16 protein-coding genes and 1 pseudogene are annotated in these 22731 nt (G+C 75.5%); 10 read left to right on the plus strand and 7 right to left on the minus strand.

Annotated elements, in window-relative coordinates:
• Positions 1 to 10: 10 nt before the first annotated feature.
• Together ABD363_RS09965 and ABD363_RS09970 are read left to right on the plus strand one after the other, a co-directional pair.
• A complete protein-coding gene (locus ABD363_RS09965) occupies positions 11 to 2908 on the plus strand; it encodes an FAD-binding and (Fe-S)-binding domain-containing protein (protein ID WP_344601795.1) in 2898 nt (965 codons plus the stop codon).
• Positions 2909 to 2977: 69 nt separating this feature from the next.
• Entirely contained in the window at positions 2978 to 3910 is a 933-nt protein-coding gene (locus ABD363_RS09970; RefSeq protein ID WP_344601797.1) for an EamA family transporter, read from the plus strand.
• Positions 3911 to 4029: 119 nt separating this feature from the next.
• Here the strand turns inward: ABD363_RS09970 and pdxH are convergent, their stop codons facing one another.
• Entirely contained in the window at positions 4030 to 4698 is a 669-nt protein-coding gene (gene pdxH / locus ABD363_RS09975; protein WP_344601799.1) for a pyridoxamine 5'-phosphate oxidase, read from the minus strand.
• A 297-nt stretch (positions 4699 to 4995) separates the two neighbouring features.
• Here pdxH and ABD363_RS09980 point away from each other — a divergent pair, with 297 nt between their 5' ends.
• Complete coding sequence (locus ABD363_RS09980) at positions 4996 to 6096, plus strand: citrate synthase 2 (RefSeq protein ID WP_344601801.1); 1101 nt, start codon at positions 4996 to 4998, stop codon at positions 6094 to 6096.
• A 279-nt stretch (positions 6097 to 6375) separates the two neighbouring features.
• Here the strand turns inward: ABD363_RS09980 and iscB are convergent, their stop codons facing one another.
• Both iscB and ABD363_RS09990 read right to left on the minus strand, forming a co-directional pair.
• Entirely contained in the window at positions 6376 to 7779 is a 1404-nt protein-coding gene (iscB, locus tag ABD363_RS09985) for an RNA-guided endonuclease IscB (RefSeq protein ID WP_344601803.1), read from the minus strand.
• Positions 7780 to 8598: 819 nt separating this feature from the next.
• Positions 8599 to 9633 (minus strand): helix-turn-helix domain-containing protein, encoded by a 1035-nt coding sequence (locus tag ABD363_RS09990; RefSeq protein ID WP_344601805.1) that lies wholly within the window; start codon positions 9631 to 9633, stop codon positions 8599 to 8601.
• A 106-nt stretch (positions 9634 to 9739) separates the two neighbouring features.
• Here ABD363_RS09990 and ABD363_RS09995 point away from each other — a divergent pair, with 106 nt between their 5' ends.
• The 3 genes from ABD363_RS09995 (at position 9740) to ABD363_RS10005 (ending at position 13611) form a co-directional block, all read left to right on the plus strand.
• Positions 9740 to 10636, plus strand: coding sequence for an alpha/beta hydrolase (locus ABD363_RS09995; protein WP_344601807.1), 897 nt, complete (start codon positions 9740 to 9742; stop codon positions 10634 to 10636).
• 211 nt (positions 10637 to 10847) lie between these two features.
• Positions 10848 to 11966 carry a serine hydrolase domain-containing protein gene (locus ABD363_RS10000; protein ID WP_344601828.1) on the plus strand — a complete coding sequence of 373 codons (1119 nt, stop codon included), beginning with the start codon at positions 10848 to 10850 and terminating at the stop codon, positions 11964 to 11966.
• A 244-nt stretch (positions 11967 to 12210) separates the two neighbouring features.
• Positions 12211 to 13611, plus strand: coding sequence for a PAS domain-containing protein (locus ABD363_RS10005; RefSeq protein WP_344601830.1), 1401 nt, complete (start codon positions 12211 to 12213; stop codon positions 13609 to 13611).
• Between the two features lie 56 nt (positions 13612 to 13667).
• Here the strand turns inward: ABD363_RS10005 and ABD363_RS10010 are convergent, their stop codons facing one another.
• Complete coding sequence (locus ABD363_RS10010) at positions 13668 to 14423, minus strand: SIS domain-containing protein (RefSeq protein ID WP_344601809.1); 756 nt, start codon at positions 14421 to 14423, stop codon at positions 13668 to 13670.
• 378 nt (positions 14424 to 14801) lie between these two features.
• Here ABD363_RS10010 and ABD363_RS10015 point away from each other — a divergent pair, with 378 nt between their 5' ends.
• A complete protein-coding gene (locus ABD363_RS10015; protein ID WP_344601811.1) occupies positions 14802 to 15494 on the plus strand; it encodes an iron-dependent transcriptional repressor DtxR in 693 nt (230 codons plus the stop codon).
• A gap of 702 nt (positions 15495 to 16196) precedes the next feature.
• Positions 16197 to 17069, plus strand: a complete 873-nt coding sequence (locus tag ABD363_RS10020; RefSeq protein ID WP_344601813.1) for an alpha/beta fold hydrolase — start codon at positions 16197 to 16199, stop codon at positions 17067 to 17069.
• 10 nt (positions 17070 to 17079) lie between these two features.
• Here ABD363_RS10020 and ABD363_RS10025 read toward each other — a convergent pair whose 3' ends face one another.
• The 3 genes from ABD363_RS10025 to ABD363_RS10035 all read right to left on the minus strand — a co-directional run bounded on the left by ABD363_RS10025 (position 17080) and on the right by ABD363_RS10035 (position 20217).
• Entirely contained in the window at positions 17080 to 18672 is a 1593-nt protein-coding gene (locus ABD363_RS10025; RefSeq protein WP_344601815.1) for a transporter, read from the minus strand.
• On the minus strand, positions 18669 to 19448 hold the full coding sequence (locus ABD363_RS10030) for an ABC transporter ATP-binding protein (RefSeq protein ID WP_344601817.1): 780 nt from the start codon (positions 19446 to 19448) through the stop codon (positions 18669 to 18671). Before ABD363_RS10030 ends, ABD363_RS10025 begins: the two co-directional genes overlap by 4 nt.
• Positions 19449 to 19551: 103 nt before the next feature.
• Positions 19552 to 20217, minus strand: a complete 666-nt coding sequence (locus tag ABD363_RS10035) for a bifunctional DNA primase/polymerase (protein WP_344601818.1) — start codon at positions 20215 to 20217, stop codon at positions 19552 to 19554.
• Between the two features lie 432 nt (positions 20218 to 20649).
• Here ABD363_RS10035 and ABD363_RS10040 point away from each other — a divergent pair, with 432 nt between their 5' ends.
• Together ABD363_RS10040 and ABD363_RS10045 are read left to right on the plus strand one after the other, a co-directional pair.
• Positions 20650 to 22035 (plus strand): NsdA family TPR-like regulatory protein, encoded by a 1386-nt coding sequence (locus ABD363_RS10040; protein ID WP_344601820.1) that lies wholly within the window; start codon positions 20650 to 20652, stop codon positions 22033 to 22035.
• A 218-nt stretch (positions 22036 to 22253) separates the two neighbouring features.
• Positions 22254 to 22731: pseudogene (locus ABD363_RS10045) on the plus strand (hypothetical protein); the annotation flags it as partial.

Raw genomic sequence — 22731 nt, forward strand, 5'->3', positions numbered from 1 at the left:
TGCTGGACCTATGGCCGATCTCGAGGGTGAGCTGCGCGAGGCCGTCCGGGGCGACGTCGGGTTCGACGTCGCCTCCCGGGCGCTGGTCACCATGGACGCGTCCAACTACCGGCGGGTCCCGCTGGGGGTCGTGGCGCCGCGGGACGCCGACGACGTGGCGGCCGTGCTGGCGGTGTGCCGGGAGCACGGCGTGCCGGTCGTGGCGCGCGGCGGCGGGACCTCGATCGCGGGGCAGGCGACCGGCACGGGCGTGGTGCTGGACTTCACCCGGCACATGAACCGGCTGATCGCCCTGGACCCGCGGGAGCGCACGGCCGTCGTCCAGCCGGGCCTGGTCCTCGACCGGCTCCAGGAGGCCGCCGCCCCGCACGGCCTGCGCTTCGGCCCGGACCCCTCCACGCACAGCCGGTGCACCCTCGGCGGGATGATCGGCAACAACTCCTGCGGCGCGCACTCGGTGGCCTGGGGCACGACCGCGGACAGCGTGCGGGAGCTGGACGTGATCACCGCGCGCGGGCAGCGACTGCGGCTCGGGCGGAGCTGGGCCGGGGCGCCGGACGGGCTGCAGGCGCTGGCCGAGGGCGAGCTGGCGCGGCTGCGGACCGGCTTCCCCGAGCTGCCCCGCCGCATCTCCGGGTACGCGCTGGACGCGCTGCTGCCGGAGAACGGCGCCGACGTGGCCCGCTCCTTCTGCGGCTCGGAGGGCACGCTGGGCCTCCTGACCGAGGCGGTCGTCCGGCTGGTCGAGGCGCCCCGCGCACGGGCGCTGGCCGTGCTGGCGTACGCCGACGAGAGCGCCGCCGCCGAGGCCGCCGCCGCACTGCTGCCGCACCGGCCGCTCACCGTGGAGGGCATGGCGGCCGACCTGGTGCCCTCCGCGGCGGGGCTGCCGCGGGGCGGGGCCTGGCTGTTCGTGGAGACCGGCGGCCAGTCCGAGCAGGAGGCACGCGCGCGGGCCGAGACGATCGTGCGGGCGGCCGACGTCGTGGACTTCCTGGTGGTGGCCGATCCGGGCGCCCAGCGCGCGCTGTGGCGGATCCGGGAGGACGCCGCCGGCACGGCGACCCGGATGCCGGACGGCTCGGAGGCCTGGCCCGGCTGGGAGGACTGCGCGGTGCCGCCCGCCCGGCTCGGCGCCTACCTGCGGGACTTCCGGGCGCTGCTGGCCGCGCACGGACTGCGCGGCACGCCGTACGGGCACTTCGGGGACGGCTGCATCCACGCCCGGATCGACTTCGACCTGCTGACCGAACCGGGCGTCGCCCGCTTCCGCCGCTTCTCCGAGGAACTGGCCGGCCTGGTCGTGGCGCACGGCGGCTCGCTGTCCGGCGAGCACGGCGACGGGCAGGCGCGCGCCGAGCTGCTGCCCAGGATGTACGGCACGGAACTGGTGGCCCTCTTCGAGCGGGCCAAGGGCGTCTGGGACCCCGACGACCTGCTCAACCCCGGGATGCTGGTACGCCCCGCGCCCCTGGACTCGGGCCTGCGCTTCTCCGTCCTGCCGCGCGAGCCCGTCGACGTGACCTTCGGCTACTCCGCCGACGGCGGCGACTTCGCGGCCGCCGTACGCCGCTGCGTGGGCGTCGCCAAGTGCCGCACGACGCCGGTGTCCGGGGCGGCCGTGATGTGCCCGTCCTTCCGGGCGACGGGACAGGAGGCGCACTCCACGCGCGGACGGGCCCGGCTGCTGCACGAGATGCTGGCGGGCGAGCTGGTCACCGACGGCTGGCGCTCGACGGAGGTGCGGGACGCGCTGGATCTGTGCCTGTCCTGCAAGGGGTGCCGCTCGGACTGCCCGGTCGGGGTCGACATGGCCACCTACAAGGCGGAGTTCCTGCACCACCACTACGCCGGCCGGCGGCGCCCGGCCGCGCACTACAGCATGGGCCGGCTGCCGCAGTGGCTGCACTGGGCCTCCCGCGCCCGCGCGGCGGCGGCCCTCAACGCGCTGGCGGGCGTACGGCCCCTCGCGCGGGCCGCCAAGCGGCTGGCCGGGATCGCGCCGGAGCGGGAGATCCCCAAGCTGGCGCGGCAGACCTTCAGCCGGTGGTGGCGCGCCCGGCGGCCGGCGGAACGGCCGGACGGCGACCTGGTGGTGCTGTGGCCCGACACCTTCACCGAGCACCTGACACCGTCCGTCGGCCGGGCCGCCGTGCGCGTGCTGGAGGCGGCCGGGCTGCGGGTGGCGCTGCCGCCGACGCTGCGGACGCGCGGGCACCCGGTCGGCGACGGCCGGACCCGCTCGGCCGCGGCCCTGCTCACGGCCCGCCGCGCCCGCGTGTGCTGCGGACTGACGTACGTCTCCACCGGCCAGCTCGACCACGCCCGCGCGGTGCTGCGGCGCACGCTCGACCTGATGGAACCGGTGCTGGCCACGGCCGCGCCGGTCGTCGTCCTGGAGCCGAGCTGCGCGGCGGCCCTCCGCGCCGACCTGCCCGAGCTGCTGCCGGACGACCCGCGCGCCGCCCGGCTCGCCGGCCGGGTCCTGACCTTCGCCCAGGCGCTGGAGCGGCACGCCCCCGGCTGGACCCCACCCCGCCTGGACCGCGCGGCCGTCGGCCAGACCCACTGCCACCAGCACGCCGTCCTCGGCGACGCCCCCGACCGCCGCCTGCGCGAGGCCGCCGGCCTCACCGGCGGGCCGAGCGGCGGCTGCTGCGGCCTGGCCGGCGACTTCGGCTTCACCCGGGGCCACTTCGAGGTGTCGCGGGCCTGCGCGGAGGAACAGCTCCTGCCGTCGGTCCGCCAGGCCCCGCCGGACGCGGTGGTCCTCGCGGACGGCTTCTCCTGCCGCACCCAGCTGGAGCAGCTGGCGGGGGTGCGGGGGCGGCACCTGGCGGAGGTGCTGGCGGAGGCGCTGGAGGGCACGGGCCGCCAGGACAGCTCCATATCCGGTTCACACACCTGACAGGGTCCACTACCCTGGACCGACAAGTGCATCACGATGAACGAAGCCCGTCGATCCCCGGATGTGCCCGTGACCACCCCCAGCGCCGCCCCTTCCAGCACCGCCGCCACCCCCGCCCCGGGAAGCGCCCCGCACCGCCGGAGCGCCCTCGGGCCGGTCGGCCTCGTCCTCGCCGGAGGCGTGTCGGTGCAGTTCGGCGGCGCGCTGGCGGTGACGCTGATGCCGCGGGCCGGCGCGCTGGGCGTGGTGACGCTGCGCCTGCTGGTCTCCGCGATCGTGCTGCTGCTGGTCTGCCGGCCCCGGCTGCGCGGGCACTCGCGCACCGACTGGGGCACGGTCGTCGTCTTCGGCCTCGCCATGGGCGCGATGAACGGCCTCTTCTACCAGGCCGTCGCCCGCATCCCCCTCGGCCCCGCCGTCACCCTGGAAGTGCTCGGCCCGCTCGCCCTGTCCGTCCTCGCCTCCCGCCGCGTGATCAACGTCGTGTGGGCCGGGCTCGCCCTCGCCGGCGTCTTCCTCCTCGGCGGCGGGGGCTTCGGCGGACTCGACCCGGCCGGCGTCGCCTTCGCGCTCGGCGCCGGCGCGATGTGGGCGGCGTACATCGTCTTCAGCGCCCGCACGGGGCGGCGCTTCCCGCAGGCCGACGGGCTGGCGCTCGCCATGGCCGTCGCGGCCGCGCTCTTCCTGCCCCTCGGGATCGCCGAGTCGGGCGCGAAGCTCGTCGACCCGGTGACGATCGCACTCGGCGCCGCCGTCGCGATCCTCTCCTCCGTCCTGCCCTACACCCTCGAACTCCTTGCCCTGCGCCGCCTGCCCGCCTCCACCTTCGCCGTCCTGATGAGCCTGGAACCGGCCCTCGCCGCGACCGCCGGCTTCCTCGTCCTCGACCAGGCCCTCACCACCACCGAGGCCCTCGCGATCGCCCTGGTCATCGCGGCGAGCATGGGGGCGGTGCGGACGCAGACGGGACGGGGCGGGGCGAAGGAGCCGCGGAAGGGGTAGCCCCCGCCCGCGCGGCCCCTCGGGGCCGGAACCCGCCGCACCGTCCAGGGCCTGCCGGACCCGGCCCGAGGCCCGGCCCGAGGCCCGGCCCGCGGCCCGGTCCCGGCCGGCCCGCCCGCTCAGGGGCTGAGCCGCTCCACCCGCCAGCTCCCGTCCGGCTGCGCCACGTACCGCAGCCGGTCGTGCAGCCGGTTCTCCCGGCCCTGCCAGAACTCCACCGCGTGCGGCACCACCCGGAAACCGCCCCAGTGCGGCGGCACCGGCACCTGCTCGCCCTCGGGATACCGGGCGGCCAGCTCGGCGTACGCCGCGTCCAGCTCCGCACGCCCGGCGATCACCGCGGACTGGGCGCTCGCCCACGCGCCCAGCCGGGAGCCGTGCGGACGGGTGCGGAAATAGGCGGCCGTCTCGTCCCGCGCGGTGCGCCGCGCCACCCCGGAGACGATGACCTGGCGGGCCATCGGGTGCCAGGGGAAGAGCAGCGAGACGTGCGGGTTCTCGGCCAGGTCGCGCGCCTTGCGGGAGCCGTAGTTGGTGTAGAAGACGAAACCCTGCTCGTCGAAGTGCTTCAGCAGCACCGTGCGGGAACTGGGCCGGCCCTCGGCGTCCGCCGTGGAGACGACCATGGCGTTCGGCTCGAACATCCCGCCCTCCGTCGCGGCCTGCGCGAACCAGCGGGCGAACTGCTCGACGGGAGAGGCGGCCAGGTCGCTCTCGGAGAGCCCCTCCGCCCGGTACTGCTTGCGCATCGAGGCGAGATCGAAGGGAACGGCGTCTCGGTCGGTCACGCGGTCATCTTGCCGTATCGCGGCCCCGGCCCGTCCCGCGGAAGAGTGTCCTTCGTCACCGAATGGCACTGAGTGCCGCGACTACTCCCCAAAGGTGGCACTCAGGGATATCGTGCTGCTTCCGATCCGGTGGGATGACCGCCGGCCGCACCGGGCATCACCGGGGTACGCGCGGGGACCGCGAGTCGGCGACGGACGACCGCGGATCCACCGGGCGGACACCGCGTCCGACGTCCGGCCCACGGCCGTCCCACCCCACCACACCATCCGTCGTCCCACCTCACGAGGAGCCGCCTGATGTCCGACTTCGTACCCGGACTCGAAGGGGTCGTCGCGTTCGAAACGGAGATCGCCGAACCGGACAAGGAAGGTGGGGCGCTCCGCTACCGGGGCGTCGACATCGAGGACCTGGTCGGCCACGTCTCCTTCGGCAACGTATGGGGACTGCTCGTCGACGGGGCCTTCAACCCGGGCCTGCCGCCCGCGGAGCCCTTCCCCATCCCCGTGCACTCCGGCGACATACGCGTCGACGTGCAGTCCGCACTCGCCATGCTCGCCCCCGTCTGGGGCCTGAAACCCCTCCTCGACATCGACGCCGAGCAGGCCCGCGAGGACCTCGCCCGCGCCGCCGTCATGGCCCTGTCCTACGTCGCCCAGTCCGCCCGCGGCCAGGGCCTGCCCATGGTCCCGCAGCGCGAGATCGACAAGGCACGCTCCGTCGTCGAACGCTTCATGATCCGCTGGCGCGGCGAGCCCGACCCCAAGCACGTGGCGGCGGTGGACGCCTACTGGACCTCGGCCGCCGAGCACGGCATGAACGCCTCCACCTTCACCGCCCGCGTGATCGCCTCCACCGGCGCGGACGTGGCCGCCGCCCTCTCCGGCGCCGTCGGCGCCATGTCCGGCCCGCTGCACGGCGGCGCCCCCTCCCGCGTCCTCGGCATGATCGAGGAGATCGAACGCACCGGCGACGCGGAGGGATACGTCAAGCAGGCCCTCGACCGCGGCGAACGCCTCATGGGCTTCGGCCACCGCGTCTACCGCGCCGAGGACCCGCGGGCCCGCGTCCTGCGCCGCACCGCCCGGGAACTGGGCGCTCCCCGCTTCGAGGTCGCCGAGGCGCTGGAGAAGGCGGCCCTGGAGGAGCTGCACAACCGGCGCCCCGACCGGATCCTCGCCACCAACGTGGAGTTCTGGGCGGCCATCGTCCTGGACTTCGCCGAGGTCCCGGCCCACATGTTCACGTCGATGTTCACCTGCGCCCGCACGGCCGGCTGGTCGGCCCACATCCTGGAACAGAAGCGCACCGGCCGCCTGGTCCGCCCCTCCGCCCGCTACGTCGGCCCGGGCCCGCGCGACCCGCGGGAGATCGAGGGCTACGCGGACATCGCCCACTGAGCCGGGCCCACCCGCCCGGAAGGCCCCCGTACACGCAGACGACCCGCGAGTCGGGTTCCTCCGAGGAGGAGCCGGCCGGACGTACCGGCGACTCGCGGGTCGGGTGACTGCGTTGGATTGGCCGGCTGCGTGTATCTCACACACGCTGGTCCGGCGCCGAACTGAGTACGACGGCGGGCCGCTAGCCCGCAGTCACCTCCGACGTCCGGTGTGCATACATGCTCCGAACCACCTCCTCTCCTCGGTGCTTCACAGCCTAGGAACGAGGCTGATCGACTATCAACCGATTTTCCGGAAAGTTGACCGGGTCGCTTCCGGCCGGAACGTGTAGCCGTACCCATCGGCCCGCTGCAGGAGCCGCAGATGCCGGTGGGACACGCTGAAGCGGCCTGCCCGCGTGGTGAGGCCGTGCTGCCCCCGGGCCCGGACGGAGACGCGCCCCGTCCACGTGCCCGTCCACTTCCCGGTGGGCACAGCGGCCCGTACCAGATCCCCGGTGACATATCCGAAGTGCTGCTTGGTACGGGGCCGCCGGAGGCGGGGAAAACCGAACCGGTCCGGAGTGGTGCGCGCGTAGGAGCCGCGCCCGGTGGCCTCGGCGACGAGCACCCGCAGGGGAACCCGTACGATCGCGTCACCGTTCTCGTGATCCAGTCGACCGACGCACAACGCGTCCAGAGTGTGGGTCTTGGCCAGTCCCATGGCGCTGCGGTTCCACCGGGTGCGTCCACCCGACCAGGCCTGCACGGGACGGCCGAGGGCGCCCAGGGCCGCCGTGAGCTGCCGGCGGGTCGCGTTCATGGCGGCGGCGTCGTGGAGCGGAGCCCTGACCTGCTGGAGGATCGTCGCGAGCCGGTCCCGCCGGTCGGCGAGGAAGACCTCGACGGGCCTGTTGTTCTTGGCCTGGTTGCAGGGAACGCACGCGAGGACGAGGTTGGACAAGCGGTTCGAGCCTCCTCGGCTGCGCGGGGTGAGGTGGTCGATGTTCAAGGGGACGCCGGTGATGCCGCAGTAGGCGCAGCCTCTGTTCCATTTGGCGTGGAGGTAGGCGCGGGTCTCCGTCCCGGCGAGCGTTCCCTGCCGGTACTCGGCTGCGGTGAGAGGCCTGCCTGCGACGATGGAGTGGATGTCGAAGGCGACACGTTCCACGTGGATCTCCGTGACCGGTGCGTAGCGGCACAGACGCGCCGCCACGGAGAGCGTGGTGTCGATGCGGTGGCGCTGCGAGGGCGGCAGCCACCCCGCGGGGCGGAGCCGGTTGGCCGAGCGAGGTGCTCTGTACCGGCGGTTGGCCGAGCGTCGTCTGCGCCGGTAACCGGCTCGCTGTCGCATGCGCAGGCGAATCCGATCGCCACGGTGCCGGAGCTCGACGGAGACCAGCCCGCGCCGGACCATGACGGTCGTTCCCTGCGGACCGGCCTCCTCCTTGTCGTCGGTGAGGACGAGCCCGGTGCCTCTGGACCCCGGATCGATGCGCAACTGCACGCCATCGACCTCCGACCCGGCGCGTGTGCGGTCTTTCAGCCGGATGGTGAAAGGCGCGTGGCGGGCGACGACAGCCCTCCCCCCGCTCATGAGTGCGCGGGCGCGAGCGGGGTGGCAGGGCATCAGAGGCTGCCCGTCCTTGGACAGCACGAGGACCCTGCCGGCGCCGGCGCCGCCTGTGTGCACCGGTTGGTGCACGGGAGCGTCACCGCTCCCCTTCTCTGCCGCCTCCGCTGCCGCGGCGGTGGAGGCGGCGTGACGCCGGCGGACCCTGGTGCCGCGCTCGCCGGTCTCCCCTCGCCCATGTTCCCCGCCGGTGCCCCGCGCGACGGCGGGGTGTCCGTGAGCCGTTTCGTCCCTGCTCCCGGGGGTGTCTGCTCTCACGGATTCCAGAGCATGCTGCTGAGGAAGCACAGCCTGGTGGGTCTGCTCGCCTGCGGGAAACGTAGTCATCGGGGGCACCTCCCTGATTCCGGGAATCGCGATGACCGGGGCTGGTCGCTCGGCCCGGCTCCGCCGAGGAGGCGGGCTCCGGCACGCGCCGGCGAAGCGAGCGACCTCCCTTCTCGTATGCGGGTCACCCTAGCGATCAGGTGGAGGCGGAGCGGTCGTACCGGGGAGCGAGCGCTCGTTCGTGTGCAGCGGATCATTTCGCCGAACAAGGGATCGATCATTTTGATAGGGGAGCGCTCCGCGCGCCCGGCTTGCGCCCGGCCCGCGATCAACCGTTTTTTCGAAGCGCCGGCGTTCCGCGCACGAGGAGGCGGGGGACGGCCCCGGCCGAAGCGGCGGGCGGCACCCGGCGGTCCGGTGCCCGGGGAGCGGGGCGGTCACGCGCGGGCCGTGGCCGGCGGCGACCGGGGCAGGTGCCCGGGACCTCCTCCGCCCGGTCCGGCGGGCGGGCACGGGCCGGCCGACGCGTGCCGGGAGGGCGCCGCCGGTCCCGCCGGCCGAGGGCGCGCCGGCCGGCCCGCGCCCCGCGACGGGGCCCCGCCGCTGCGGCGGGACGGGTTCCGCTCAGTCGTCGAGCAGCCGCCACGCGGTGAGGGCGAGCCGGGCCCTCGTCAGTCCGGCGGGCTCGGTGAGGTCGATCCCCAGGGTCCTCGCGATCTGTTCGAGCCGCCGGGCGACGCTGCTGTGGTGCAGGTGGAGGAGGTCGGCGGCCCGGCGCAGGGAGCCGGTGGCGCAGTAGGTGTCCAGGGTCTCCAGGTCGTCCGGGTGGGCGGCGAGGCGGGCGACGGCGGCCACGTCGGCGTTGCCGCGGGAGACGTCCCGGGGGATCTCGGCCAGGAGCGCCAGCGCGCCCAGGCCGGTGTAGTGGACGACGGGTTCGCGCGGGGTGGTGAAGCGCAGGGCGGTGCGGGCCTGCCGCCAGGACCGGTCGGGGCTTCCGGGGGCGCCGACGCCCGCGCGCACGCCTGCCGGGAGCCGGGCCGGGTCCGTGGTGGTGGCCAGGACGGCTCCCACGTCGGCGAGCGGTGCCGCCTTCACCGGGCGGGCCGGGCAGATCAGGCCGGCGATCTGGTCGAGCGGGAGGCGGGAGCGTACGGCGACGGCGTGGACCGGCAGGTCGCCGGGGAATCCCAGGAGCCGTAACGCCCGTGCCCGGGCGGCCTCGTCGCTGTCGGAGCTGATCGCCAGTTCGACGAGGGCGGGGTCGGCCATGGTGGTGCGGGCCGGGCCGTACCGTTCGAGGGTTGCCGCGACGGCGATGGCGAGCCGTTCGAGGAGGACGTCGTCGAGCGGGTTGGGCGGGCCGGGGCGTTCCAGCCACACCGCGCCGATCTCCTCCTCGTCGAGGGTGACCGGCGTCGTGGTGGACGCGGGCGGGGGCGGGGCGGGCGCTTCCCGGCCGTCGGGCGAGATCCGGATCTCCCGTGCCGTGCCGTGGAGCCGGACGCCCGCGACGCACTCGGCCAGGCCCGCCGAGGCCCGGGCGAGGGCGGGGAGGTCTACCCGCCGGCGCATCAGCGTGTCGTAGAACGCGACGATGCGGATCGCGCCGTCGACGTACGGATCCAGTCCCGACAGCCGTACGGCCAGTGCCTCCATGGCAGCAGGATAGGAGGAGGGGGCGCGCCGGTCGGTGCGCGATCGGGGCGGGACGCGCGACGGGCGGCGGGTGACCCGGCGGCGGGCGGCCGTGAGGATGGCCGTCATGGATCCCGAACTCGAAGCGTTCGTCCCGCTGCTCCCCCGGACCGACCTGGCCGACCCGGCCGGCGCGCGCAGGAGGCTCGCCGAGGCGGCCGCCGCGGTGCCGGTGCCGGACGCCGCGGACCTGGAGATCGAGGACCGCACGGTGCCCGCCGACCCGGACGTGGCGGTGCGGATCTACCGCCCGCGCCGGGCGCGGGGCGCCGTCGTGTGGCTGCACGGCGGCGGATTCGTCATGGGCGACCTGGACACCGAGCACCCGTGGGCCGCCCGGCTCGCGGCGAGCTCCGGCGCGGTGGTGATCTCGGTGGGGTACCGTCTGGCGCCCGAGCACCGGTTCCCGGCCGCCCTGGACGACGCCTACGCCGTCCTGACCTGGGCGGCCGAGCACGCGGCCGGGATCGGTGTCGATCCGGAGCGGATCGCGGTCGGGGGCCACAGCGCGGGCGGCGGGCTCGCCGCCGCGGTGGCGCTGCGGGCGCGCGACGAGCGGGGGCCGGCGATCCGCTTCCAGCTGCTCAACCAGCCGGGGCTCGACGACCGGCAGGAGACGTGGTCGGCGCGGAACTTCACCGCCACGCCCTGGTTCGACCGGGGCAAGGCCGCCGCGGCGTGGCGGCACTACCTGGGTTCCCGGCCCGCCACGCCGTACGCCGCGCCGGCGCGGGCCGCCGACCTGTCCGGGCTGCCGCCGGCCTACATCGCCACCGCGGAGTTCGACCCGAACCGCGACGAGGACATCGACTACGCGCTGCGCCTGCTGCGGGCGGGCGTGCCGGTCGAGCTGCACCAGTGGGCCGGCACCTTCCACGGGTCGCAGGCGCTGTTGTCCGCCGAGGTCTCGCAGCGGCAGAACGCCGAGCTCGGTGCCGCTCTGCGCCGCGCCCTGGCCGGGTGAGCGGCCGAAGCCGGAAAGCGCGGGGAGGGTCCCCGTCGCGCCCGTCGATCACGAGAGGACGGATGTCTTGAGGATCCGATCGGTGTTATGTGCAGGGGTGACCGCGCTGAGCGTGTGCGCGGGCACGGTGGCGGCGGCTCCCGCGCCCGGCGGGGCGGAGGCCGGGCCGGCCGGCCGTACGGGCCCGTCGGCCGGCCTCGATCCGGGGCGGCTGGAGGCGGCCCTGGAGGGGGTCCGCCGGGCGGGGGTGCCGGGGGTGTACGCCGAGGTGCGCGCGGACGGCCGGACCTGGCGCGGTGCCGCCGGGGTCGCCGATGTCGCAACCGGCCGTCCGGTCCGGCCCGGCATGTGGCAGCGCGTCGGCAGCATCACCAAGACCTTCACCGCCGCCGCGGTGATGCAGCAGGTCGAGGCGGGCCGGATCCGGCTCGACGCGCCGATCGGCGGCTACCTGCCGCGGCTGGTGCCGGGGGAGCGCGGCAGGAAGGTGACGGTCCGGATGCTGCTGAACCACACCAGCGGCATCAGCGACTACCTCCCCTACGCGTTCCCGTCGCTGGGGGCGTGGCCTTCCCTGCCGGACGTCTCGCCGGAGAGCCTGGACGACAACCGGTTCAGGCGGTTCCGTCCGGCGGAGCTGATCGAGATGGGTCTCGCGGCGCCTCCCGCGGGCGAGCCCGGGGGCCCCACAGGGGTGTACTCCAACACCAACTACCTGCTCCTCGGCCAGCTCCTGGAGCGGGTGACCGGCATCCCGGCCGAGGAGTACATCACCCGGAACGTCGTCGAGCGGGCCGGGCTCCGGCACACCGGGTTCCCGTCCGGGCCGCGCATCGAGGGGCCGCACTCGCGGATGTACGAGGCGTTGTACGGCTTGATCGATCCGCCGCGCGACTACAGCGTCTACGACATGTCCTGGGTGACGACCGGGGCCGGGCTGGTCTCGACCATGGAGGACCTCAACCGTTTCTACGGCAGGCTGCTCGGCGGCGGGATCGTCGGCCGGTCGTCGCTGGCGCAGATGCAGCGCACGGTCCCGGTCCGCGCCCTGGACGGAACGACGGTCGACTACGGCCTCGGTCTGCACAGGGTCGACGTTCCGGGCTGCGGGACCTTCTGGGGGCACGACGGCACGGTCTGGGGAGCCGGGACGATGTCCCTGACCCGGGCCGACGGCAGGCGCCGGATGTCCGTCGCGGTCAACCTCACGCGGTGGAACGAGCTGGACTCCTCGGGGAAGCCGCGGCGCCACCCCGTCGACGACGCGCTGTCGGCGCTGTACCGGCAGGCGCTGTGCGGCGACGCGGACGCCCGGGGCGGGACCCCGTAGCCCTCCCGCGTCCGTCCCGCGGCCGGGGTGCCGCGCGCTCGCCGGCCGGGGTGCCGGGCCGCGGCGGCGGGGTCGCCGCCGTCGCGGCTCGGGCCGGGGGAGCCGCCGGGGTGTGTTCTGGTCGTGCAACGATTCCCGCAATCTTGCGGGAACCCGGTGTGTGCTGCGTCACGTTCGAGTTGAATGAAGGTGAGTGAGCGAACCGACGCGCCGTACGTGCGGACGCGGCCTGCAGGGGGTCCAGGTGAGTGCTTCCCGGCGTAGTGGGACCACCGACGAGCTGGGACCGGACGAGCCGGAGCAGCCCGAGCGGGACGGCGCCGATCTGCTGGCGGCGCTGCTCGACGGGATGGACGCCGCCCTGTGCGCCTTCGACGCCGACGGGGTCGTCACCCACTGGAACCGCGAGGCGGAGCGGATCCTGGGGTGGACCGCGGCCGAGGCGGTGGGGCGGCGGGGGTTCGCCGGGTGGGCCGTGCGCAGCGCGGACGCCGCGGAGGTCGAGGCGCGGCTGATGTCCGCCCGGCACGCCCCGGGGCGGCAGGTGCACGAGTTCGCGCTGCTGACCAAGGACGGCGGCCGGGTGCTGGTGCGGACGCAGTCGGCGGCCGTGCGCGGGCCGGACGGCCGGCCGGCGGGTGTCTACTGCGCCTTCAGCGAGGTGCACGCGCAGATCGACCTGGAGCGGTCCATCGCGCTGAGCGAGGCCCTGTTCGAGGACGCGAGCTGGGGGGTGGTGCTCGTCGACGCCGATCTGCGGCCCGCCGTCGTCAACGCGCACGCGGCCCGGGCGCTGGGCACGGGGCGCACGACGGTCCTCGGGCGGCCGCTCGGGGAGCTGCTCGCGCAGGGCGTGGAGGAGCTGGAGAGCGCGCTCACGCACGTGCTGGCGGAGGGCGCGCCGCCCGCGCCCGCCGAGATCTGGGTGAGCGTGCGCACCCCGGAGGGCGAGCGGCGGCGCTGCTGGCGCAGCGGGTTCCTGCGGCTGGCCTCGCCGCTCGCGGAGGAGCCGGTGCCGCTGGGCGTCGGCTGGCTGTTCCAGGACGTGACCGAGGTCAAGCAGGGTGAGCAGGAGGCGGCGCTGCTGCGGTTCCGGGCGCAGCAGCTGCACCGCGCGGCGCGGGCCGCCGCCGAGTGCGAGGACCCGGCGGAGGCGGCCACCGTCCACCTGGACTTCGCGCTCGCCGGGTTCGCCGACCACGCGCTGATCGACCGGGTGGCGGGCGGGGCGCGGGCGGACACGGAGGCGGGCCCGGTGCGGCTGGTGCGGATCGCGGCCACGCCCGCGGGGGCGCCCGGACCGAGCCTGCCGACCGGTGCGGCCGGGCTGCCGGTGCGCTACGACGAGGGGCATCCGGCGGTGCAGTGCGTGGAGCGGGCCGGGGCGGTGCGGGCCAGTGCCGGTGCCGGGCCGGCCGAGCGGGCGCGCGCGTGGGCGCTGGCCCGGCAGTGGCCGGCGGACGCGGTGCACGCCCTGTGCGCGGTGCTGCGCAGCAGGGGGCGGACGCTCGGCGTCGTGACGTTTCTGCGCACGGCCGGGCGCAGTGCGTTCGAACGCTCCGACGTGACGTACGCGGAGGACGTGGCGGTGCGGATCGCGACGGCGCTGGATCTGGCGGGGGCGGCGGCGGAGCGGGAGCGGTAGGGGGCGCGGCCCGGGCGGCGGGCGGGCGCCGCGCGGTGCCGGCCGGGGAGCGGCGCTCAGTACCGGTAGAAGATGCGGTCCCGGTACTGCTCCAGGACGCGGCCGTTCCAGTCGTGGCCGCCGTCCACGTTGCCGGAGCGCAGGAGCGGGGGCTCGACGCCGCGGTCGGCGAGGGCGGCGGTGGCGGTGGCCAGGACGGCCTGGAGGAGGGCCGTGGCGACGACCGTGGAGGCGGGGGCGAAGGGCGCCGGCACGGTGTCGAGGGTGAGCTCCGCGTCGCCGACCGCGATCTTCGAGTCGAGGACGACGTCGCAGTGGTCCTTCAGGAAGGTGCCCGAGGCGTGCCGGGACTTCGTCCGCGCGGCGTACGCCAGCGAGGTCACGCCGATGACCTTCACCCCGAGCGCGCGGGCGTTCAGGGCCATCTCCACGGGGAGCGCGTTGCGGCCCGACAGCGAGATGATCACCAGGGCGTCGCCCGCGCGGAGGGGGGAGCTGTCCAGGACGGCGCTCGCGAGGCCGTCCACCCGCTCCAGCGCGGAGCCCAGCGTGGCCGGCATCACGTCGACGCCGACGACGCCGGGTACGGCCAGCAGGTTCATCAGGGCGAGGCCCCCGGCGCGGTAGACGACGTCCTGCGCGGCGAGCGAGGAGTGACCGGCGCCGAAGGCGAAGAGCCGGCCGCCGGCGACGACGGTGTCGGCCAGCAGCGTGCCGGCGGCCTCGACGGCGTCGGCCTCCTCGTCGCGGACGCGGTGCAGCAGGCCGATCGCCGCGTCCAGGAACCGGCCGGCCGGCTTGCGGTCGCTCATGCGTGGCCCCTTCGGTGTGCCTGTGTCGCGGATCACGGTGCGGTCTGGACCAGTGCCGTGTCAATACGGGTGCGGGGGCGTGCGTCGCAGGGCCGTCCGGGGGCGCCGCGGGGGGCGGCGGGCCCTGTTCCGGCACCGGGGCGGCCGTCCCCGGCCCGCGGGAGGGGCCCGCGGGCCCGGGCGTCCGCGGGCGCGGAGGGGCCGGCGGTGCGCGGGGGGCGCCGGTGGCGCCGTGGTCCCGCCGCCCGGGGTCCGGCGACGCCGTCGCTGCGACGGCGCGGCACGGTTGTCGGTGGTATGCGTCAGAATTGAATCCAGGGCCAGCGCACGAGCCGGGAGAGCCGTCGAGCCTCCGGCCGATCTCATCGAGGGGCACGTATGTCCGGACTGATCGACACCACGGAGATGTATCTCCGCACCATCCTCGAGCTGGAGGAGGAAGGTGTGGTCCCCATGCGTGCCCGGATCGCCGAGCGGCTCGACCAGAGCGGGCCGACGGTCAGCCAGACGGTGGCGCGGATGGAGCGCGACGGCCTGGTGTCCGTCGCCAGCGACCGGCACCTGGAGCTCACCGAGGAGGGCCGCCGGCTCGCCACGCGGGTGATGCGCAAGCACCGGCTCGCGGAGTGCCTGCTCGTCGATGTGATCGGTCTGGAGTGGGAGCAGGTGCACGCCGAGGCCTGCCGCTGGGAGCACGTGATGAGCGAGGCCGTCGAGCGGCGCGTGCTGGAGCTGCTGCGGCACCCGACCGAGTCGCCGTACGGCAACCCGATCCCGGGCCTGGAGGAGCTGGGCGAGAAGGACGGCGCGGACCCGTTCCTGGACGAGGGCATGGTGTCGCTGGCCAGTCTCGACCCGGGGCCCGAGGGCAAGACGGTCGTCGTGCGCCGGATCGGTGAGCCGATCCAGACCGACGCGCAGCTGATGTACACGCTGCGCCGGGCCGGTGTGCAGCCCGGCTCGGTGGTGAGCGTGACGGAGGCGGCGGGCGGCGTGCTGGTCGGCAGCGGCGGCGAGGCGGCCGAACTGGAGTCGGACGTCGCCTCCCACGTGTTCGTCGCCAAGGCCTGAGCGCGTCCGGGGCGGCCGCCCGCGGCGATGCCCGGAGCCGGCCGGCGCCCGTCGCCGCATACGCGTCGTCTCCCGTGGCGGGCACGGACGTCGCGGCACCGTTTCGGTTCCGGGGCATCCGGGATGCGATGCGCCGGACCGGGGCGTTCGGCCGCCGTGGGTGCGGCGCCGGGGCGTGAGGCACATGACCCGAGGGCTCTTTGGCCCTGGTCCGGCGGTGACGCCGTCCGGCGGGGGAGGGGCGGGAGGATGTGCCGCGGAGACGTTCTGGGCCCCGGCGCCGCAGGGCGCCGGGGCCTGTCCTCCCCTGTGCTGACCCGGAGCCCCGAGCTCTCAGGGTCATTCCCCTCGGACCGGTTTCCCCGAGCGGTCCGCCTCCCGTTGAAGATCTCCCCGCCGTGGCGGCGCTCAATCCCCGACAGGTGTCACTCGAAGGAGGGGTGTTGTCCAGCGGGACAGCATTTTCGAACCTGCATTCGATAGCCTGCGAGTGACGGACCGCGACGGGCGCGCGCTGACAGGAATGTGCACCGGCGTACTCCCCCGGACGCGCGCCCTGACGGCCGGCGTCGGAGAACGGCAGGACAGCGGTACGACGACACGTACGGCAGGCACGGCAGGCAGGGCAGGCAGGACACGGTTCACAGGACCGGCCGGCTCCGGCGGGAGCGGGCGGAGCGGAGCTTGGGGGTGCCGGGAACCATGGCGCGGCGCATCGACGTGACCGGAGCGGACGGCGTACGTCTCGCGGCCTGGGAGTTCGGGGACCCGCCCGAGGACGGGCCGGGGGAGGGCGACGGCTCCCCCGGGGTGCTGTTGCTGCACGGCCTGATGGGCCGGGCCTCGCACTGGGCGGCCACGGCCCGCCGGCTCTCCGGGCGGTACCGCGCCGTCGCGCTCGACCAGCGCGGCCACGGCCGGAGCGACAAGCCCTCCGAAGGGGCGTACACCCGCGAGGCGTACGTCGACGACGCCGAGGCCGCCCTCGAACAGCTCGGCCTCGCCCCGGCCGTCCTCGTCGGGCACGCCATGGGCGCGCTGACCGCCTGGCAGCTCGCCGCCAAGCGGCCCGACCTGGTCCGCGGGCTGGTCGTCTGCGACATGCGGGCCTCCGCGCTCGGCGCCGCCTCGCAGCGCGAGTGGGCGGAGTGGTTCAAGGCCTGGCCGGTGCCCTTCGCCACCCTGGCCGACGTGCGCAAGTGGTTCGGCGAGGACGACCCGTGGGCGGAGCGGCCGAATCCGGCCCGGGGCGAGTTCTACGCCGAGGTGATGGCCGAGGCCTCCGACGGCTGGCGGCCCGTCTTCGAGCCGGAGCAGATGCTCCGCTCCCGCGAGACGTGGGTGTACGACGCGCACTGGGAGGAGCTGGCCCAGGTGCGGTGCCCGACGCTGGTGGTGCGCGGCCTGGACGGCGAACTGGGCCGCGCCGAGGCGCAGGAGATGGTCCGCGTCCTGCCCCGCGGCCGGTACGCGGAGGTGCCCGACGCCGGCCACCTGGTCCACTACGACCAGCCGGAGGCGTGGCGGGCGGCGGTCGAACCGTTCCTGGACGGCCTCCGGGACACGGGGACGTGACGCGCGCCCGTCACCCCTTGCTGACCGCCGCCAGGATCTCCGGCAGCCGCCCGGCCGCCCGCGGGGCGGCCAGGCGCAGCCCGAGCGCCGTCAGCGCCGCCCCGTACACGGCGCCGGCCGGCAGCAGCAGCCAGGTCCACCCGTCGCCGTCCGCGCCGGCGTGCAGCCAGACCGTCAGCGCGACGACGGGGGCGCACAGCAGCGCGGCGGCGACCATCCCGCCGAAGATCGAGATCCAGGCGAGCCCGGTCTGGCCGGGGGCGACGTTCTTGTAGCCCTCCTGCGGGACGGAGTACGGGAAGCGGGCGGAGGTCCACGCGCCGGTCGCCAGCATCGCGCCGAGCAGCGCGAAGGACAGGCCGAGCGCCTCGGGCAGCCGCGGCCACTCGCCGAGCATCGCCGTCGTCACCACGGTCACGAGGGTGGCGTACGGCAGGGTGATCAGCAGCAGGGCCAGGGCGCGGGCGCGCAGTTCGAGGTAGGCGTCCCGGGTGGTGGAGATGGTCAGAGCGACCATCCAGAACGCGGACGTGTCCTGGCCGAACTGGTTGTACATCTGGATGCCGAGCATTCCGGCGGCGAAGCAGGCGAAGTACACCGACCCGGTGCCCTGCCAGGCGTTGAACACCGGCACGATCAGGCCGATGGCCAGCGACGTCACCCACGCCGCCTTGGTCTTGGGGTCGCGCCACACGTACCGCAGGCTGCGTTCCATGACCGTGCCGGTGCGGCCCGCGGGCAGCAGCCGGGCGAGTCCGGCCGAGGAGCGGTCGCGGGCCGCCGGCCCGGCGGCGGGCAGCGTGGACCCGTCGGGCTCGGTCATCAGCCGCGTCAGGTGCCGCGCCCACACCCACAGCAGTGCCGCCAGCGCGCCCGCGCTCAGCGCCAGTTGCGCCAGCGCCACCCCGTACGCCCCCTCGCTCGCCGAGTGCGCCGCGTCGACCGCCGACGCGGGCGGCACCCACCGCAGCACCCCGGCCACCGGGTCGAGCTGCGCCAGCCCGCCCGAACCGAGGCGTTGCGCGCCGAAGTTGACGGCCTGCGCCCCGACCGCGACGAGCAGCCCGCTGAGCACCGCGAGGTCCCGCCCCCTGCGGCTGGTCAGCAGCCGTACGTTGGCGGCGGCGACGGCCCGCGCGAGGGCCACGCACACCAGCAGCGCGAGCACGGTCCCGGCGGCGCCGACGGCGTACGCCGCCCCGCCGTGCGCGACCGCGATCACGGAACCGGCGAGCAGGCACAGGGTGAACAGCGGCCCGACGCCGACCAGCGAGGCCGCGAGCAGCGCCCGCACCAGCGGCCGGGGCCGCAGCGGCAGCATCACCAGCCGGGTCGGGTCGAGCGTCTCGTCGCCGCCGGGGAAGAACAGTGGCATCACCGCCCACCCCAGCCCCACCACCGCCACCAGCGGCGCGATCAGCGACGCGGCGTGCGGGTGCCCGCGCAGCGCGACCAGCCCGGCCAGCTGCAGCGCGGCGAAGAGCAGGGCGACGGCGGCGGAGGCGACGTAGGCGGCCCGCCGCCCGCCGGACTGCCTCAGCCCGTTGCGCAGCAGCGACAGCTTCAGCCGTACGACGACGGGGGTGAGTCCGGCGGCGCTCACCGGGCGCCACCGCCGCCCAGCCAGTCGAGGTCGGCGCCGGCGTCCCGGCCGTCGGCGCCGACGAGTTCGAGGAACGCCCGCTGCAGCGAGGGCGCGTCCCCGCGGACCTCGGCGAGCGGCCCGTGGGCGCGGATGCGGCCCGCGGCCATCACGGCCACCCAGTCGCACAGCGACTCCACGAGCTCCATGACGTGGGAGGAGAAGACGACGGTCGCGCCCGACGCGGTGTACCGCTCCAGCACGCCCCGGATGGTCTGCGCGGAGACCGGGTCGACGCCCTCGAACGGCTCGTCCAGGAAGAGCACTTCGGGGTTGTGCAGCAGCGCGGCGGCGAGCCCGATCTTCTTGCGCATGCCGGTCGAGTAGTCGACGACCAGTTTGTGCTGGGCGCCGGCCAGGTCGAGGACGTCGAGGAGCTGCGTGGCCCGCTTGTCGACCTCGGCGCCCGGCAGCCCGCGCAACCGCCCCGAGTAGGCGAGCAGTTCGCGCCCGGAGAGCCGCTCGAACAGCCGCAGCCCCTCCGGCAGCACCCCGATCCGCGCCTTCACCTGCACCGGGTCGCGCCACACGTCGTGCCCGACCACCTCGACCGTGCCCCGGTCGGGGCGCAGCAGCCCGGTCACCATCGACAACGTGGTGGTCTTCCCGGCCCCGTTCGGCCCGACGAGCCCGACGAACTTCCCCGCGGGCAGTTCCAGGTCGATCCCGGCGACAGCGGCATGCTGCCCGAACCGCTTCCAGAGATCTCGTACGCGTACGGCGCTGGCACCCACCACATCTCCCTCCGTCGAGCAGAACCCTATGGCGGGACGGCCGCCCGCGAGGAGTGCGGGGAGCGTGCGAACGGCCCCGTGCGCGCCGGAGCCGGACGGGCGGGCGTCAGCGGTCCCGCCCGCAGGCGTACGCGAGCGGCGGGAGCAGCTCCTCCGCGTCCGGCAGCCACCGATTGGCCGGCGTGGGCCGGCAGACCCACTGCACGGCCCCCCGCGACCCGTACCGCGTGGGCGGCGCGGCCACGTACGCGCCCTCGCCCAGCACCGCCAGGTCGAGGGAGGCCGGCGACCAGCCCAGCCTGCGCACCAGGTCGGGGAGCTTGGCACCGGCACCCGGCAGCACGAGGAACTGCATCCGCCGGTCCGGCGTCAGCGTCACCGGCCCGAGCGTCAGCTCCAGCCGCTCCATCCGGGCCAGCGCCAGGAACCCGGACGTCTCGGGGACGGAGATCGCGTCGAAGGTACGGCCCGTGGGCAGCAGGACCGACGCCGCCGGCTGCTTCTGCCACAGCCGGCGGACGGCGGTCGCGCTGCCCGTCGCCTGCGTCGCCCAGTCGGCGCGCGCCGGGTGCGCGCCGGGGAGGGCGCACGCGACGTCGCCGCAGGAGCAGCGCTGCACCCCGTCGACGGCTTCCAGCCAGGTCCCGGGGAACACGTCCCAGTGCCGCTCCTCGGCGTAGCGGACGGCTGCCTCCAGCAGCACTGTCCCGCGCTGCTGCGGAATCTGACCGGCAATCTGTGCGGCTCCGGGGCCCGGGATCGTCTCTTCCACGCTGATCTCAACTCCCGCGTCCACCTGGAGTTACGGCCGGAACGCGCGCGGGGGAGGAGCACCGGTTCCCGGTCCGGGGCGCATGGGTGCATCCGCGGGGGCGCGCGAGAGGATCCGCGGCGGGAGCTGGGTAGCCAGGGGTGGGGCGGCGAACGCCACCCCGGCAAATCCTCGCAAGCCTCGCATTTTCGGTAGGGGGGCGGGGCATTGATCTTCACGGCCGGATCCTTCCGCCGGGACATGAGGAGGCCCGGCCGCGGAAGACACGTCAACTCGGTGCGTGGGCAGGCACCGCAGCCTCAGGCGGGCGAGCCGCAGGGCACGCCGGTGCGGGAGGGCGGACGCGCACGGGCCCGAAGGGCCGGGCGCGACCGCACCGCCGCGCCGGCGGCAGCGCCCGCGGGCGAGCCGCCAGGAAGCAGGGGGTACGCCATGGCCGCAAGGCCTCTCGTGGCGCGGCAGCCGAACGAACGGCTGCAGGCGCTCATCCAGGAAGCGGGTTGCTCCAACGCGGGGCTGGCCCGCAGAGTCAACATGTGCGGCGCCGAGCACGGCCTCGACCTGCGGTACGACAAGACGTCGGTGGCCCGCTGGCTGCGCGGGCAGCAGCCGCGGGGACGGGCGCCCGCGATCATCGCGGAGGCGCTGGGGCGCAAACTGGGCCGTACGGTCACGATCGACGAGATCGGCATGGCCAACGGCAAGAACCTCGCGTCGGGCGTCGGCCTCCAGTTCTCGCCGACCGTGCTGGGGGCCATCGAGCAGGTGTGCGAGCTGTGGCGCAGCGACGTCGGCCGCAGGGACTTCCTGTCCGGCTCGTCGGTGGCCGCGTCCGCGCTCGTCGAGCCCAGCCGGGACTGGCTGATCTCGGCGCCCGACCCGCAGGTGGCGCGCACGACCGGGCCCCGGGTGGGCCGGTCCGACGTGGCGGCCGTGCGCGCGATGACGCAGGCCCTGGTCGAGCTGGACCACCAGTACGGCAGCGGGCACGTGCGCCCGGTCGTCGTGCACTACCTCAACAGCGTCGTCTCCGGGCTGCTCGCCGGCTCGTACCGGGAGCCGGTGGGGCGCGAACTGTTCGCCACCGTGGCCCGGCTGACGGAACTCGCCGGGTACATGGCGGTCGACACCGGGCAGCCGGGCCTCGCCCAGCGCTACTACATCCAGGCGCTGCGGCTGGCGCAGGCCGCGGGCGACCGCGGGTACGGCGGGTACGTGCTGGCCGCGTCCATGAGCCACCTGGCCGCGCAGCTCGGCAACCCGCGGGAGATCGCGCAGTTGGCGCGTGCGGCGCAGGAGGGGACGCGCGGGCGGGTGACGCCGCGCGCGGAGTCGATGTTCCACGCGGCGGAGGCGCGCGGGCACGCCCTGCTGGGCGACGCGCGCGCGGCGCACGCGGCGGCCGGGCGCGCGGTGAGCGCGCTGGAGGCGGCCGACGGGGCCTCGGGGGACGACCCGGAGTGGATCCGGCACTTCGACGAGGCGTACCTCGCCGACGAACTGGCGCACTGCCACCGGGACCTGGGGCAGGCCGAGGCGGCGGCGCGCTGCGCGCGGGAGTCCCTGGCGGGGCACCCCGACACGCGGGTCCGCCGGCGGGCCATCGGCCATGTGCTGCTGGCCACCGCGCAGGTGCAGCAGCGCGAGATCGAACAGGCCTGCGCCACGGGGCTGAAGGCCGTGGAACTCCTGGAGACCCTGCGCTCCAACCGCGGCGCCGAGTACCTGGAGGACTTCCAGCAGCGGCTGGAGCCGTACCGGGAGGAGGCCGTGGTACGGGAGTTCGGGGCGCGCCTCGAACTGCAGACGGCCGCGTGAGCCGGCCGGCGACGGGTGACCGGCGGGCCGCCGGCGCGTGAACGGGCGGGAGACGGCCGCCCGGTGGACGGGAGGTGACACGAACAGCGCGCGCGGCCCGGGGGTGTTACCACGGTCACAGGGAAGGAGGTCACGCCCCGTGCGGCGTGGCACCGGGCTTCGGGGACCCGGTAGCGTGAGCCGACGATTTCGAAGGTCCCCCATTCGTAGGAGTCCCGGTGACGCAGAGTGGACAGGGCGAGGAGCCCTCGGCGCGCCCCGCGCGCGAAGGCATCGTGCTGCCCTCCGACGGCGGCGAGCCGCTGCTGCCGGGCACGGCGGACGGGCCGGGCGCCCCGGCGCCCGCCGGCGGCCAGGCCTGGGACCAGCCGTGGGGTCCCGGCCGGCACCAGGACCCGGCCCAGGGCGGCCAGGGCTGGCCGGAACCGCCGGCCCAGCCCTGGGGAGCGCCCGAGGCGGCCCGGCCGGGCCCGGGCCCGCTGCCCCCCGAGGGCGCGCAGCCCCCGGCGTACGGCGCGCAGCCGTCGTACGGGGCTCACGCCTCCGCGTCCCTGCCGCCCGCCGCGCCGGACGGGTACGGCGGCGCGTCCACGGTGTACGGGCAGGGCGGCGCTGCCGGGCCCCTGCCGCCCGCCGACGAGGGCGCCACCCAGTACCTGCCGCCGGTGGCCGCCGGGACACCCGACGGCGCCACCC

Origin of the sequence: Streptomyces glaucus, assembly GCF_039533365.1 — a bacterium.
GTDB lineage: Bacteria > Actinomycetota > Actinomycetes > Streptomycetales > Streptomycetaceae > Streptomyces > Streptomyces glaucus.

Coding starts and splice junctions, on each gene's coding strand:
- ABD363_RS09965 (WP_344601795.1), top strand. CDS start 11: ATGGCCGATCTCGAGGGTGAGCTGCGCGAGGCCGTCCGGGGCGACGTC.
- ABD363_RS09980 (WP_344601801.1), top strand. CDS start 4,996: ATGTCCGACTTCGTACCCGGACTCGAAGGGGTCGTCGCGTTCGAAACG.
- ABD363_RS09990 (WP_344601805.1), bottom strand. CDS start 9,633: ATGGAGGCACTGGCCGTACGGCTGTCGGGACTGGATCCGTACGTCGAC.
- ABD363_RS09995 (WP_344601807.1), top strand. CDS start 9,740: ATGGATCCCGAACTCGAAGCGTTCGTCCCGCTGCTCCCCCGGACCGAC.
- ABD363_RS10010 (WP_344601809.1), bottom strand. CDS start 14,423: ATGAGCGACCGCAAGCCGGCCGGCCGGTTCCTGGACGCGGCGATCGGC.
- ABD363_RS10015 (WP_344601811.1), top strand. CDS start 14,802: ATGTCCGGACTGATCGACACCACGGAGATGTATCTCCGCACCATCCTC.
- ABD363_RS10020 (WP_344601813.1), top strand. CDS start 16,197: ATGGCGCGGCGCATCGACGTGACCGGAGCGGACGGCGTACGTCTCGCG.
- ABD363_RS10040 (WP_344601820.1), top strand. CDS start 20,650: ATGGCCGCAAGGCCTCTCGTGGCGCGGCAGCCGAACGAACGGCTGCAG.